Origin of the sequence: Bacillus solimangrovi (assembly GCF_001742425.1) — a bacterium.
GTDB lineage: Bacteria > Bacillota > Bacilli > Bacillales > Bacillaceae_N > Bacillus_AV > Bacillus_AV solimangrovi.
In genome coordinates, this window is sequence record NZ_MJEH01000001.1 from 64,936 (window position 1) to 80,466 (window position 15,531).

Here is a 15,531-nt window from a genome sequence, read left to right on the forward strand (position 1 = left end):
TAATGGAGATGGCTATTAAGTCATCTCCATTTATTTTATTGTAAAGGAGTTTCCCCTTTCATGTTCAAAATCGGTTATCGTACCGTAAAAACTGCTGTTGGAACAGCGATCTCGATCTGGATTGCTCAATTGTTCTCATTAGAGAATTTTGCTTCAGCAGGAATATTAACTATATTATGTATACAAGTAACCAAGAAACGTTCACTAATTAGTGCGTGGGAACGCGCGCTTGCTTGTTTGGTCGGAATGTTTTTTGCATTTGTCTTTTTTGAAGGGATAGCCTATCATCCACTCGTAATCGGTTTGATGCTTATCTTCTTCATTCCAACTGTAGTTATGCTTAGGGCAAAAGAAGGTGTTGTAACGAGTTCAGTTATTATTTTACATTTGTACATAGAAAATAATATTACTGTTGCATTCATTTTGAATGAGTTGGGAATCATCGGAATAGGAATCGGTGTAGCACTTGTTATGAATTTGTACATGCCTAGCATGGAACAAGAGCTGAAGAAGCGTCAGAAGAAGATTGAACAACATTTCTCACATATTTTACATGAAATCTCAGTTTATTTAAGAAATGGTGATAATTTTTGGGATGGGAAAGAGATCACTGAAACGAATGATTTGATCCAATCTGCCAAAAGTCTTGCCTATCGAAATGTTGAAAATCATTTCAAACGTTATGAAGATGAATACTATCATTATTTCAAAATGCGTGAAAAACAATTGGAAGTCATTGAACAAATGCTTTGGATTGTTTCTTCGTTGAAAATTTCTCATGATCATGCATTAGAAATTGCTTCACTTATGGATGAAATTAGTGAGGGAGTCCATTCAGGTAATACAGCACAAATGTATTTAGACAAAATGGAAGTGATGCGAAGCAGCTTCCGTGAGATGGAACTTCCACAATCAAGGGAAGAATTCGAAGTTAGAGCCTCATTATTCCATTTCCTTAACGAGCTTGAAAAATATTTAATTTGTAAAAGATATTTTAAACAGAGTGAAGTTTAGAGTAAAAAGATATATTTTTTCGTGTGTATATAATTGAGCTGAAATTAGAAGTAAGTTGATGTGAGAAAAGAGGAACTTCTATCATTGAGAAATGAAGGAAGTTTCTTTTTTTATTGTTTTTTTCAATAGGAAATAGAATATTGATACAATAGGTTTATTTGAAAATAACATATATTGTATTTTTTGTTAATGTTAGTTTTCATCTATTAATATCTTATTATTAGATATCATCAATATTTTGGGAAGGGATATTTTATGAAAAAGATATTGCTATTTGTTACAATACTTCTGACGTTGTTTATATGGTTAATATCAATTGAGAATAAGACTAAAGTAGAAGGTGTAAATGTTCTAGAGGTTGAGGAAATGAGTTTATTGACTGAATTTGCGTACGGAAGTGGTAGTGAAGAAGTAGGCTTAATACCAGATGGTTTTGAAAAATTAGGAAAAGGACCAAATAGTTATTTTGTACGAAAGCAGAAAATTTTTATATTAGATAATGTAAACGAGAGGGTTGTAATCAGGGATTTAAAAAGTAACCAAACACATAACATAAACATGGATAACTTCAGATTTGGTCAGGATATATATGTAGATAATAAAGAAGATCTATACATTTTAGATAACGGTCTTTCGGTTGTAAATCAATACAACAAAAACGGAGAGTTGCTAAACACACATGAGATACCAAAAGAAATAAAAGTACCTACTTCATTAACTGCCAAAGGTAGTGAAGTATTTGTAGAACAAGCAGGTATAGTTGCATTTAGTTTGAACAATAAGAGTAAAAAATATAATGGAAAATTACTAGAAGGATCCGTGGGTATTGATATTATACAAAAAAAAGTAGATGAGAAAAATGGAAAAATAAAATTATCAGGAAGTAAAAATCACGAAATTCCTGTTTCTTATGATCATTCCTTTGGCGCATTAGATGTATTAAGTATTTCTAATAATGAGTTAGTATACAAAAAAACTGAAGTAGCACCAGATGTGAGCATTATCATGACTGAAACAACAATTGAAGTTGCAGATTTCAATGGGAAGGTAAAGGGAGCTATCCGAATTCCTATAGAAAATATAGATTATATTCCAGTGCATATGATTAGAGTTGATAAAAATAATATATATCTATTATCTCCAGAGAAAGATAGCCTTAAAGTATTTGAATTACATCCAGGAAAAAAACACAAGAAAAAATTAAAAGATAGAGTAGAGAAATACAAACAAAACGATATTGAATATCAAAAAAAAGTAACCGATAAAGAGATAGAAGAAAAAGTAAAAGATCTAGAAAGAAAGCTTGAAATTGGTATGACAAAGGGAGAGGTTATTCAAGTCTTAGGAGAAGAAAAAACATCCGGACTATCAGAAGGAGATCATTCATATTTTTCACTCAACTATGAATATTTTGTTGTTCCTCAACTTCCTAATCCTGTACATATTAACGTAGTAGATATAGACAATTTGAAATCAAGGAATATTGGAATTCAATTATATGTATTTCTATCACCAGAGGATAAAATAGAATTTTATAATATTTTCTATGTTAAAGGAGATTCTAATCAAGTTTATCAAAATAATTATTCAAATGATGGGATTATGGTGTCACAAGTGGAATAGAAGAGGTGTGTTTAGAAACAAGATTATAAAACAGTACGTTTGTTTGTCAAATGTATATCGTTTAATCATGTTTCAACTGACGTTAAAACCTCATTGATTGAAGTTTCACTTTAATTTGCCTAATTAATAGTTTTATACTCACACAATCTTCTCTTGGATAAGTACTGATATTAACTATACTTATTCAAGAGGAGATTGTGTTTCATTTATTTAAATAAGCATACAATAAAGGGATGATCTGGAGGGCTGTTTTAATGGCTTTTTAGAGTAAAAAACAATATACGCATTGGTCTGGTTTGATTTGATCGTAATCAAGGATTAAGTTTATATTCAACTATCTCCTGTTCAGAAGAAAAATAATGATCATACTGAAAATATAATACACCATCTTTTTCTTCAAGCAATCTTAAGTTATCCCCTGCATATTGAAAGTCAGAATGGGGATACTCATTTACATAGTCATCAATTAGTTGTTTAACATTATGATTTGCAAGATTTTTATATAATAAGGTTGTTTCATTTGTGTGACGGTTTATGAGCATTAATGTTTCTAGCTGATAGGGACGTATTAATAAGTAATCGTTATTAACCCACTCAACAGTGAAGATGTCATCAATTTCAGTAATTTTAGATAGGTCGTAAGAATACGCAACTTCTCCGGTGTTTTTTACAAAGTTTAGTGTAGAATCCTGTAACATTAATATATAATCTTGATAGAATCTAATGCTGTAAAATGAGTTATGTCCATGGTACTTTATATCAGTTTCATAAACTACATTTCCATTTTTAATGAGAATCTTAAATATTTCATCATTTATATGAGGCTCTCCATAATTTGAATGTACTTCTAATAATACAGTATCATCATTTAGTAAATTAATAGTCGAATCTGAACGGTCTATAATTTCAATGTTTGTATCTCCCATCCCCATAGCCATTTCTCTGTTATTACTTCCGTATAACATACCATTATTTTTATCGACCCAGTAAATCATCTCTTCCAACTGGTTCCAAACATATTTAGATTCGTTATTAATATGTAACGTAGAAGTTTGTTCATCCCATGTAATAGGAACGTTGAATAAATCTGAAAGGTTACGGACTGGGACATACGTGATTCCTCGATGAATGACTGGTGGTACATCCAACTGGTAAGCCGTAGCTTCATTCAATGCTACTTCCTTCTTATTAAGATACATCTCGATTTTGTATTCTACTCCTATGATCGTTATTCTCTCTTCGCTTTCATCCCAAAAAACAGCTGCTTCAAAAATAGTGGCTAGTTCTCTTAAAGGCAGCAGTATTCTCCCGTTTTTCATAAGAGGAGGATTTGATATAGATTGATATTCATTTAGAGATACATCTATTTCATTTGCATTGACTCTATGTGTGATAATTGATGAAATAATAAAAAGAATGATTGATAAACTAAGGACTGATAGAATCATTTTTTTCATAAAAAACATTCCCTTCCAATACTTTTTATACATTTTATGGTATTTTATAGTTTGATAGAATGTCAAGAAGGTTTTGTATATTTATGGGAAGATATGCTTGTTTAGGGGAGTAATATTATGAATAAACTTTATAAGATTATTTTAATTCTAGTTTTATTGTCCAATGTGATTATGGGGATTGCACTGTTTCAACAGAGTGCTAAATTGACAAAATTTGAGCATATTATTTCTAATCTTGAAGTAAGGATGGAAGATTTAGATGATGCAATAGAGGGAGATGTTGTGCCTCGTTTAAAAAAGATGATGAATGAAAATAATTAAGCGGTGTTTTATTCCTAGTTGATTTAATTCAATAATATTACATGTCGAAGCTATTATGGTGGAGTTTTATCGTGTTTTAATAGGGTTAAATTCACTAAGTAAACGAAGCTTAGTTAGGAGAACAAGCGTCATTAATTACGAGGTTAGTTCAAATAAACATCAGTGGGGGTAAAGGATAATAGCCCTCACTGATGTACATGTTACTTTACTGTTTTTTAGTTAATGGAAACATAACACAGTCTTTAATCGTTTCACTATCTGTTAGAACCATTAACAGACGCTCAATACCAAATCCCCAACCAGAAATAGGGGGCATCCCATACTCCATCGCTGTTAAATAATCTTCATCCATCTCCATAGCCTCTAGATCACCATTACTCTTAAGAATAGCTTGAACTTCTAACCTTCTTTTTTGTTCAAGTGGGTCAACTAGTTCTGAGTAGGCATTTATTATTTCGACACCATTTACGACTAATTGAAATCGATCTGTTAAAGTAGGGTTATGTTGATTAGCTCTAGCCAGTGGAGATAAATCAATAGGGTGCTGAATTAAAAAAGTTGGTTTTATAAGTTTTGGACGACACATTTTTTTGTAAAGCAAATCAATAAAATTACCTCTACCGAGAGATTCAATATGTTCATGCTCTAAATCAATATTGTTTCGCTGCGTTTCTTCATATAAATCTATAACATTTGGATAAAGGTCAATATCAATTCCTGTGTCTCTCAAAATGATATCTTTAAAGGAGACGATGTCCCATTCTAACGAAAAGTCAATTATTTGACCTTGTATTGTTAGGGTGGTGCTATTAAATGTTTGTTCAAGTATAAACAGGATCATTTCACGCATTAATTTCATCGTATCTTCATAATTCCAGTATGCAGCATAGCCTTCAACCATTGTAAATTCTTGAAGATGTTGTGGGCTGAGTCCTTCATTTCTAAAACATTTTGCAAATTCAAATACTTTCGTAAATCCTCCTACGATCAATCTCTTAAGATAAGTTTCAGGAGCTATACGTAAGTTTAATTCAGTATCTAAAGAATTGTGAAAGGTTTTAAATGGTTTTGCTAGTGCACCTGATGATGAGTGTTGCAAAATAGGCGTTTCTACTTCAAGGAAATTATGATCCTCAAAGAACCTTCGAATGTCACGAGTCATTTTCGTTCTTGCCAATAATCGACTTTGTGTTTCTTGTGTCATTATCAAATCTAAGTAGCGCTGTCTATATCGAAGTTCAACATTACTTAAGCCATGCCATTTTTCTGGCAGAGTTCTCAAGGCTTTTCCGAGAAATACATAGTTCATAACACGCAAAGTTTTTTCTTTTGTTTTTGTAGTATATAGATGTCCTTCAACGCCGATAAAATCACCTATGTCAAATAAATTATGAAATTGATTAAAGAGTTTCTCCCCAACTTCGTCTTCTTTTAAGAGAAGTTGTAAACTTGCTTGGATATTTGATACAGTAATAAAACTCAATTTTTTGAAGTGTCTAATACTCATTATTCTTCCCGCAACTCTTATATCAGAAGTTCCGTCTTCAAGTACAGAGACTTCATTTAATTCATAATTTGTAGAATACCTCTCAGGATATACTTGAATTTCATGAGAACGTATAGTTTCTAATTTTTTTATTCTTAACTCTCTTTGTTCATTACTCATTCATTTCCACTCCATTCATTTATTTGTTAATTTGTGTAAATTAAAAGTTTTAAATTAAAACAAAAAACTCCCACCCCCAAGATTATTCATCTTGAGGACGAGAGTTATGAACTTCGTGGTACCACCCCAGTTTATTGATATGTCACCATATCAACCTCTTCGGGTACGTCAATTACAATCATTGATTATACCCTATCTCTGTAACGGGAGATCCCGTCGCAGTATCACTAAGATTATGATCCTAGATCCGTGCGAAGCTCTGAGTCTTTGTTCATTAAGATCATTATTGCTCCTTCCCACCTACTGGAGCTCTCTGGAAATAATTAATCATAACTACTCTTCTCTTCATAGCCGTTTATTCAGCGTTTAATAATTATAGAATATTTTAGTAAAGTTAGATGATTTTGTCAATATATACAAAGGAAAAGGTGAATACAATCAAAATCTAGCATTTTAAATATTATTTTATATTAAAAGGGGGGAGCCTGTATGAACAAGCTCCCCCTTTTAATATATGGTTTTATTTTACTATTAGAATAAAAAGCTAACACCAGCGAGTAGTGAAGAAAGTAGCATAGATATAACCATAAGATAGACCATGACTTTCATCGTTTTTTTACGACGCATTATTGTTCCTCCTTAAGAACATTCCTCTTCTTTTATTTTAACGGGCTTCTGTAGATAAGACAAGCTACTTATATAAACTCATTAATTTACTATATAAACAAATCACCCTGAATTTTTAGATAATAGCAGGAATTTCGACAAGTTTTAGCGAAATAGTTTACAAGGTGAATTATGAGCAAACGCTCGCTCATTTTTCTGGAATAAAACTTGTGATACATTTTAAAATAATTAAACATCAGGGGGGATAAGTATGGCAAAAAAAATTGATCATATTGGTGTAGCGGTCGAGTCTATTGAACGTTCATTATCATTATATACGGAACATCTTGGATTAGAGCTTCTTGGTATTGAAGAAGTAGAATCAGAAGATGTTAAGGTTGCTTTTCTTAAAATTGGTGAATCTAAGATCGAATTATTGGAACCGCTCTCAAAAGAGAGTGCGATTGCAAAGTTTTTGGATAAAAAGGGAGAAGGAATTCATCATATTGCACTTGGGGTAGACTCAATTGAAGAGCGAATCGCAGATATGAAGCAGAACGGAATTCGAATGATACATGAGCAGCCTAAAAAAGGTGCTGGTGGGGCGAAAATTGCCTTTATGCATCCGAAATCAACAGGCAGTGTGTTATATGAACTTTGTGAGAAGCAAACAAAGGGGGATATGTAAAGATGGATATATATGAAAAAATAAATGAGTTATATGATAAACGTAGAGAGGTTGAGCTTGGTGGTGGCGATGATAAGATTGATAAACAACATGAAAAAGGCAAACTTACCGCTAGAGAACGAATTGACCTATTATTAGATGAAGGAACGTTTGTTGAACTAAATCCTTTCATTGAACATCGTTGCCAAGATTTTGGACTTGGTGGTAAGAAAGGTCCAGGTGAAGGTGTTGTGACTGGTTATGGTAAGATTCATGGTCGCCTCATCTTTGTTTTTTCACAGGATTTCACAGTGTTCGGTGGGGCACTTGGTGAGATGCATGCTCAAAAAATATCGAAGGTTATGGATCTAGCTGCTAAGAATGGCGCACCGATCATTGGTTTGAATGACTCTGGAGGAGCGCGTATTCAAGAAGGTGTGGTATCATTAGATGGGTATGGGCATGTCTTCTACCGTAACTCGATATATTCAGGAGTAATTCCACAAATATCAGTTATTATGGGACCATGTGCAGGTGGGGCTGTTTATTCACCAGCAATCACTGATTTCGTATTTATGGTTGAGAAAACAAGTCAAATGTTTATTACAGGACCAAAAGTAATTGAAACAGTTACAGGGGAGAAAATTTCATCTGAAGACTTAGGTGGAGCTAAAGTACATAATTCAATTAACGGGAATGCCCATTTTTCTGCTAAGTCAGAACAAGAAGTATTAGAGGATGTACGTCGTTTATGTAGTTATTTACCTCAGAGTAATGAAGAAAAACCACCAGTAGCAAAATATGATGGAGAAGATGACTATCGACCTGAGTTAACTGATGTCATTCCATTTGATGCGATTCGCCCGTACGATGTGCGTGTCGTTGTTGAACAAGTGGTTGATACAGGATCATTTATGGAAATTCATAAAGACTTTGCGAAGAATGTTGTTGTTGGGTTAGCGCGAATAAAAGGTGAAGTTATTGGGCTTGTATGTAATCAACCGAAAGTAATGGCTGGGGGATTAGATATTGATTCTTCAGATAAAGCAGCTCGTTTTATTCGATTCTGTGATTCATTTAATATTCCAATCATTACGTTTGAAGATGTAACAGGCTTCTTCCCTGGAATTAAGCAAGAGCATGGTGGAATTATAAGGCATGGTGCGAAAATTTTGTATGCTTATTCCGAAGCGACAGTACCGAAGTTAACCGTTATTCTTCGAAAAGCTTATGGTGGTGCTTATGTAGCACTAAATAGTAAAGCAATTGGTGCTGATGTCGTCTATTCATGGCCGAATGCTGAGATTGCTGTAATGGGGCCACAAGGTGCTGCAAATATTATTTTTGCTCGTGAAATTAATGATAGTGAAGATCCTGAGGCGAAACGTGCCGAGAAGATTGAAGAATATCGTGATAAGTTTGCAAATCCATATGTAGCTGCTTCTATGGGTATGGTTGATGATGTCATTGATCCTCGCGAAACACGTATTAAAATTATTCAAGCTCTTGAGATGTTACGTAATAAGAAGGAAGAACGTCCGAAGAAGAAACACGGCAATATTCCGTTATAAGTTTTGTTATTTTACAATATTCATGAACAAAAAGGAGGATTCCAATGATTAACAAAGAACGTATTGTAAACGAATTTTTGGAACTCGTGCAAGTAGATTCTGAAACAAAACATGAAGCAAAAATTGCAGAAGTATTAAAAGAAAAATTTACTTCACTTGGTGTTGAAGTTGAAGAAGATAATGCGAGAGAAATTACCGATCACGATGCTAATAATTTAATTTGTACATTAAAAGGAACAAAAGCAGGTGTTGATACAATTTATTTCACCTCGCATATGGATACGGTTGTACCAGGTAATGGTATTAAACCATCAATTGAAGGTGATAAGATTGTAACAGATGGTACGACAATTCTTGGTGCCGATGATAAAGCTGGAATCGCTGCAATGTTTGAAGCAATTCGTCTATTAAAAGAAAACAATATTGAACATGGAGATATCCAATTTGTCATTACAGTTGGAGAAGAATCAGGGCTTGTTGGCGCACAAGCGCTTGATGCTTCATACATGAAAGCAAAATATGGTTATGCATTAGATTCAGATGGTAAAGTTGGAAGCATTATCGTTGCTGCACCAACACAAGCGAAGGTGAAGGCAGTCATTCATGGAAAAACTGCTCACGCAGGTGTTGCACCAGAAAAGGGTGTTTCGGCGATCACAATTGCAGCAAAAGCAATCTCCAAAATGCCTCTTGGTCGAATCGATGATGAAACAACTGCTAATATAGGTCGATTTGAAGGTGGAAAGCAAACAAATATCGTATGTGACCGCGTTGATATTTTAGCAGAAGCACGCTCACTTGTACCTGAGAAGATGGAAGTGCAAGTAGCAAAGATGAAAGAAGCGTTTGAGCAAACAGCTGAACAAATGGGTGGAAGTGCTGATGTGGATGTTGAAGTGATGTACCCTGGCTTTAAGTTCAAAGATGGTGATGCTGTTGTTGAAATTGCAAAGCGCGCTGCTGAGAAAATTGGACGCAAGCCAGAATTGTTTACAAGTGGTGGTGGCAGTGATGCAAACATCTTCAACGGACTTGGAATTCCAACTGTTAACTTAGCTGTTGGTTATGAAGAAATTCATACAACAAATGAAAAGATGCCGATTGAAGAGCTAGTGAAGACGGCTGAAATCGTGCTAGCAGTCATTGAAGAAGCAGCAAAATAAGGAACAGCTTCAATATATGTAAAGAGGTACATACATCCTCTAGTTACACAAAGTTATTTATAATAATGAAATTTGAAACAGAAGCCTGCTTAACAGTGAGAAGGCTTCTGTTTTCATTTGTATTACAGCAAATTTGCAAACAGGAAATGACTTTACAAGTGAAGGATGGAAAATATAGAGAGACTGCTGTATCATAAAGTTAGTAATTTTGCACGTATGTGTGGTGATGAATATTGAAAGAAATGTATCCAAAACAAGGCAGGGTAATCTTACATGTCGACATGAATAGTTTCTATGCATCTGTTGAAATGGCGAATGATCCATCATTAAAGGGTAAACCATTAGCGATAGCTGGCAATCCGAAAGAGCGCAGAGGGATCATTGTGACAAGTAGCTATGAAGCGCGTGCAAAAGGTGTGAAGACGACAATGACACTTTGGCAGGCAAAACGTTTATGTCCAGAGCTAATTGTTAGACGCCCTAACTTTCCTCTATACCGCCAAACATCTATTGCTATGTTTCAAATCTTATCTCGATATGCCTCACTCGTTCAGCCTGTTTCGATTGATGAAGGATATATGGATATAACTAGTAGTAGTGATCTAGGGTCACCGGTTGAAATAGCGAAGCAAATTCAGTTCGATATTATGAATGAATTAGACTTACCATGCAGTATTGGTGTAGCACCGAATAAATTTCTTGCAAAAACCGCCTCAGATATGAAGAAGCCAATGGGGATTACTGTATTACGTAAGCGTGATGTACAAACAAAGTTGTGGCCACTTCCAGTTGTGGAGATGCATGGGATAGGAGAAAGAACCGCTGAAAAATTGAATTCTGTACATATTCAAACTATCGGTGAATTAGCAAATGCAGATGACTATACTTTAAAAGAGTTACTCGGTATTAATGGCATTCGTCTGAAAGAGAGAGCAAATGGGATTGATAATAGTGTCGTAGATCCAGATGCTCTGTCAGACTTCAAAAGCATCGGTAATTCTAAAACATTACCAGACGATACGACAGATGAAGCGCAAATCCGTCTTGTATTGCAGGAGTTGTCTAGTTCAGTAGCGAAACGAATGAACCGTCAAGGTATGGTGAGTTGGAATATTCAATTAACGATGCGCTATCATGATCGAAAAACGATTACACGTAGCCGTAAACTATCTCAAAGTATAGATAAGGAAGCTGACATTTTTGAAGCAGCTTATTACTTGTTCAATGAGCATTGGAATGATAAGCCTATTCGATTATTAGGTGTGACAGCACAGCAATTAGAAGAAAAGGCTGAAGCATTTCGTCAACTTGATCTTTTTTCATATACAGAAGAAGTAAAGAAAGAGCCATTGTATGAAACTATACAGTCTATACGTGATAAGTATGGAGAAAATAGTATTAAAAAGGGGAAAGATGTGAGGACGAAGCGGAATGTAGAGGGCGGTGAGAAGCATAAAGGTACGAGCTTCCAAAAGGATTTTTTACGCCATTACCGTTTTGGTAGTAAAGAAGAGCAATAAATGACGGAGGAAAGAGCATTGGATTTTTTATTTTTAGGAACAGGTGCAGGAATTCCTGCAAAGGAGCGGAACGTATCATCAATTGCACTCAACATGAACCAAGAGCGCGGATCTGTCTGGCTGTTTGATTGTGGTGAAGCAACACAACATCAAATTTTACATACATCAATACGTCCACGACGAATTGAGCATATTTTTATTACACATCTTCATGGTGATCACATTTTTGGATTACCAGGTTTGCTCGGGAGCCGTTCGTTTCAAGGTGGAACGTCACCTTTAACCATTTTTGGACCAGAAGGGTTAGCTACATTCGTTGAAACAGCACTCTCTGTTAGTCAAACACATTTGAAGTATCCACTTCAGATTATTGAAGGAAAAGAAGGAATCGTTTTTGAAGACAAACTGTTTTCGGTTGAAATGCAGAAGCTATCACATGGCATACCTAGTTATGGGTATCGAGTTGTCGAAAAGGATAAACGTGGTGAATTACTTGTTGAGAAATTAAGAGATAGAGGTGTGCATCCAGGACCGATCTATCAGCAATTAAAAGAAGGTCAAACAGTTAAGCTAGATAGTGGAGAAATATTGAATGGAAACGATTATCTAGGTCCAGCAAAAGCTGGTAAAAAAATTGCTGTGTTAGGAGATACTCGTCCATGTGAAGCGTCACTATCGTTGGCACAGGATGTAGATGTGCTAGTTCACGAGGCTACATTCGCTGATGCAGATAGAGAAATTGCACATCAATATTTCCATTCTACTGCTACACAAGCAGCTGAAATAGCGAAAAAGGCGAATGTTAAGAAACTTATACTTACACATATAAGCTCACGATATCAAATTAAAGGAGCTCAACAGTTGAAAGAAGAAGCAGAGTCTATTTTTCCACATACGGACGTTGCAGAAGATTTTTCAAAATATAATATTTAATAAAGGGGTTTGGAATATTCCAAGCTTCTTTTTTGTAAACAGGAAATATAGTAATGCTATCGAATACATTAGTAATATGCTGTATAGAGCAAATTAAATGTGAATAAAAGCACATGTGTAGGATTCATTCTATGTAGATAGTGTTTTCTTTGACATCGTAAAAAATTGGTATTATGATATGATTAAACGTTTAATAAATTCGACATAAAGATTATTAATTTATTTATTATGATTCAAACTTCAGGTTATAAAATAATATTATCAGTGAATGGAACATGAAAAATTTAGTGTATAAGGAGTGAGGGAAAATGTTAGTGATGGATCAAGTAGCTTCAGAAGTGGAAGAAATTATTGAAAAGCAAAAAAGCTATTATTATAGCCAAAAAACTAAACCTGTTTCATTCCGTTTAAAACAACTACAAGCGTTAAAAGATGGAATAAAAAAATATGAGACAGATGTAAATGATGCTTTGAAGAAGGATTTGAATAAATCTGAGTTCGAGGCGTATAGTACAGAACTTGGTATTGTATATGAGGAAATTAGTTTTTCAATTAAAAATCTGAAAAAATGGGTGAAACCGAAAAAAGTAAAAACGGCTCTAACACATGTGGGGTCAAAAGGATATATCATGCCTGAACCGTATGGAGTAACGTTAATCATCGCTCCGTGGAATTATCCTTTTCAACTGGCGTTATCTCCGTTAGTAGGGGCAATTGCAGCGGGAAATACTGCTGTATTAAAACCATCTGAGTTAACACCTACAGTTTCTGCAGTGATTACTCGCATCATAAGTGAAGTATTTCCTTCTGAGTACATTGAGGTCATTGAAGGCGGAGTGGAAACAAGCCAAACATTATTAGAACAACCATTTGATTATATATTCTTTACAGGTAGTGTACCAGTTGGCAAGATTGTAATGGAAGCAGCTTCGAAACAACTTATTCCATTAACGCTTGAACTAGGTGGAAAGAGCCCATGCATTGTTCATCATGATGCAAATATTAAACTTGCAGCAAAACGAATTGTGTTTGGAAAATACACGAATGCTGGTCAGACGTGTATTGCTCCTGATTATTTGTTAGTTCATGAAAATGTTAAAGAGGCACTGGTTGAAGAAATGAAGCAAGTAGTTGCTGAATTTTATGGATCAGAACCAATTAAAGATGACAAATATGGGAAAATTGTGAATGAACCTCATTTTGATCGAGTAGCATCATATTTGAATGACGGACAAATTGTTTTCGGTGGTAAAACAGATAGAGACACTTTAAAAATTGAACCTACCTTCATCGAAGGAGCGAGTTGGGACTCACCTGTTATGCAGGATGAAATCTTCGGCCCTATTTTTCCAATGTTCACATATTCCGACCTTTCCGAAGTGATTGAGAAAGTGAATAACCGTCCTAAACCGCTCGCTTTATATTTATTTACACAAAGTGATGAAGTTGAGAGATTAATAAACTCTTCAATTTCATATGGTGGAGGTACTGTGAACGATACGTTAATGCATATTGCAACACCGTATTTACCGTTTGGTGGTGTTGGAGAGAGTGGTATGGGTAGTTATCATGGAGAAGGAAGCTTCCACGCATTTTCACATATGAAAAGTGTCTTAAAGCAAACGACTCGCTTTGATATGAGCTTCCGTTATCCATCTGCAAAGAATGGTCTTGCAATGGTGAAACGTTTCTTTAATTAAGAGTGTGAAAATAGTGAATCCATTTTATATACGACATGAAATAAATTGAAAATAAAACACCTTCGAGTTGATCATGCATCAATATCTCGGAGGTGTTCTTTGCATTGTTGAAAAACAAAAGTTACGATACTTTGTTTAATTCTTAATTTCACACTCAAGAATAAATTATGAGAATTCATCTTTCAATAATAGATTGGATCAATTATAATAAATATAATCTTTCAAATGAGGTGAATTGGATGACTTATCGTATTGTTCGAAGTAATTAGTTTTCGGGCTGAAAAAAAACGCGTACCAGCTAGCAAGGGGGAAGTATGCCCTTTTTATGAAAACTCAATTTTTGAACAGTGTCGTTATCCATTACAATACGTACAAAAACAAGGCACTGGACTGTTAGTTTATTTAACATATCCTTAAGCCTTGTTTTTTATTTGAAAGGAAGTTAAACAATTATGAATGAATTAGAATATCAAAATTTTTATGATAAAGTTGGAGAAATAAATGGTTGGGATTTCAGTCAATTGAAATGTACTTCAGAAGGGGTTAAATGGGACTTTTACGAAGAAGTATTGAAAAGGTGTCAGCGTTCAGATGTATTTCTTGATATTGGTACAGGTGGAGGGGAAAATATATTGGGAATTTCCTCATCAGTACATTCTCTCGTTGGAATAGATCTTTCTAAAGGAATGATGAAAACGGCTCAGGCTAACTTAGAAAAGTCTGGTGTATCGAATGTTCGTTTTTATCAAATGTCTGCTGATCATTTACAATTTCCTGTTGATTTTTTTGATGTAGTTTCTTGTAACCATTCTCCTTTTAGTTCAACTGAAGTTTCAAAGGTATTAAAGGAAGGTGGAACCTTTTTAACTCAACAAGTCAGTGAAGCTGATAAACTAAATTTAAAAAGAGCATTTGGTCGTGGACAATCCTTTAAAGTAGTGGATGGAACATTGAAGGCACGATATGTTCAACAATTATCAGATGCAGGTTTTTCTAACATACAAACATTTGAATATGATGCGGTAAATTATTATCAAACGCCTGAAGACATCATATTTTTGTTAACACATACTCCTATCATACCTAATTTTGGGGAAGATAAGCAGGACTTAGAATTATTGAAAAGATTCATCGAACAGAACAATACGAAGAAAGGGATTCGTACGAATTCCAAACGGTTTATGATCATTGCTAAAAAGTAAGAAGTTAATTATAAAATGTTTCTGAGCTAAGCCCCTACTTAATAAATTTAAGTGGGGGTTTTTCTTTTTCCACCACTGATATTTAGTT

13 protein-coding genes and 1 other annotated feature are annotated in these 15,531 nt (G+C 34.5%); of the genes, 10 read left to right on the forward strand and 3 right to left on the reverse strand.

Going from position 1 to position 15,531, the window contains the following annotated elements; genetic code table 11:
• Positions 1 to 60 precede the first annotated feature (60 nt).
• Together BFG57_RS00305 and BFG57_RS00310 are read left to right on the forward strand one after the other, a co-directional pair.
• Positions 61 to 1,014, forward strand: a complete 954-nt coding sequence (locus tag BFG57_RS00305; RefSeq protein ID WP_069715453.1) for an aromatic acid exporter family protein — start codon at positions 61 to 63, stop codon at positions 1,012 to 1,014.
• Between the two features lie 255 nt (positions 1,015 to 1,269).
• A complete protein-coding gene (locus BFG57_RS00310; RefSeq protein ID WP_069715454.1) occupies positions 1,270 to 2,637 on the forward strand; it encodes an NHL repeat-containing protein in 1,368 nt (455 codons plus the stop codon).
• Between the two features lie 311 nt (positions 2,638 to 2,948).
• Here BFG57_RS00310 and BFG57_RS00315 read toward each other — a convergent pair whose 3' ends face one another.
• A complete protein-coding gene (locus tag BFG57_RS00315) occupies positions 2,949 to 4,094 on the reverse strand; it encodes a stalk domain-containing protein (protein ID WP_069715455.1) in 1,146 nt (381 codons plus the stop codon).
• A 117-nt stretch (positions 4,095 to 4,211) separates the two neighbouring features.
• On the opposite strand from BFG57_RS00315, the gene BFG57_RS00320 reads away from it, so the two are divergent.
• Positions 4,212 to 4,415, forward strand: coding sequence for a hypothetical protein (locus tag BFG57_RS00320; protein ID WP_069715456.1), 204 nt, complete (start codon positions 4,212 to 4,214; stop codon positions 4,413 to 4,415).
• Positions 4,416 to 4,620: 205 nt separating this feature from the next.
• Here the strand turns inward: BFG57_RS00320 and lysS are convergent, their stop codons facing one another.
• Positions 4,621 to 6,081 (reverse strand): lysine--tRNA ligase, encoded by a 1,461-nt coding sequence (lysS, locus tag BFG57_RS00325; RefSeq protein WP_069715457.1) that lies wholly within the window; start codon positions 6,079 to 6,081, stop codon positions 4,621 to 4,623.
• Positions 6,082 to 6,171: 90 nt separating this feature from the next.
• Positions 6,172 to 6,439, reverse strand: a binding site (T-box leader).
• A gap of 173 nt (positions 6,440 to 6,612) precedes the next feature.
• A complete protein-coding gene (gene prli42, locus BFG57_RS18725; protein ID WP_175428231.1) occupies positions 6,613 to 6,708 on the reverse strand; it encodes a stressosome-associated protein Prli42 in 96 nt (31 codons plus the stop codon).
• Between the two features lie 250 nt (positions 6,709 to 6,958).
• On the opposite strand from prli42, the gene mce reads away from it, so the two are divergent.
• The 7 genes from mce to BFG57_RS00360 all read left to right on the forward strand — a co-directional run bounded on the left by mce (position 6,959) and on the right by BFG57_RS00360 (position 15,443).
• Positions 6,959 to 7,375, forward strand: coding sequence for a methylmalonyl-CoA epimerase (gene mce / locus BFG57_RS00330; RefSeq protein WP_069715458.1), 417 nt, complete (start codon positions 6,959 to 6,961; stop codon positions 7,373 to 7,375).
• A 2-nt stretch (positions 7,376 to 7,377) separates the two neighbouring features.
• Entirely contained in the window at positions 7,378 to 8,925 is a 1,548-nt protein-coding gene (locus BFG57_RS00335) for an acyl-CoA carboxylase subunit beta (protein WP_069715459.1), read from the forward strand.
• A 44-nt stretch (positions 8,926 to 8,969) separates the two neighbouring features.
• Positions 8,970 to 10,088 (forward strand): tripeptidase T, encoded by a 1,119-nt coding sequence (locus tag BFG57_RS00340; protein WP_069715460.1) that lies wholly within the window; start codon positions 8,970 to 8,972, stop codon positions 10,086 to 10,088.
• A gap of 233 nt (positions 10,089 to 10,321) precedes the next feature.
• Positions 10,322 to 11,608, forward strand: coding sequence for a DNA polymerase IV (locus tag BFG57_RS00345; protein ID WP_069715461.1), 1,287 nt, complete (start codon positions 10,322 to 10,324; stop codon positions 11,606 to 11,608).
• A gap of 18 nt (positions 11,609 to 11,626) precedes the next feature.
• Positions 11,627 to 12,541: a ribonuclease Z gene (gene rnz, locus BFG57_RS00350; protein ID WP_069715505.1), complete on the forward strand. Its 915-nt coding sequence runs from the start codon at positions 11,627 to 11,629 to the stop codon at positions 12,539 to 12,541.
• 317 nt (positions 12,542 to 12,858) lie between these two features.
• The gene (locus tag BFG57_RS00355) at positions 12,859 to 14,241 is read left to right on the forward strand and encodes an aldehyde dehydrogenase (protein ID WP_069715506.1); all 1,383 of its coding nucleotides are present in this window, start codon (positions 12,859 to 12,861) and stop codon (positions 14,239 to 14,241) included.
• A 452-nt stretch (positions 14,242 to 14,693) separates the two neighbouring features.
• Complete coding sequence (locus tag BFG57_RS00360; RefSeq protein ID WP_069715462.1) at positions 14,694 to 15,443, forward strand: class I SAM-dependent methyltransferase; 750 nt, start codon at positions 14,694 to 14,696, stop codon at positions 15,441 to 15,443.
• Positions 15,444 to 15,531 lie beyond the last annotated feature (88 nt).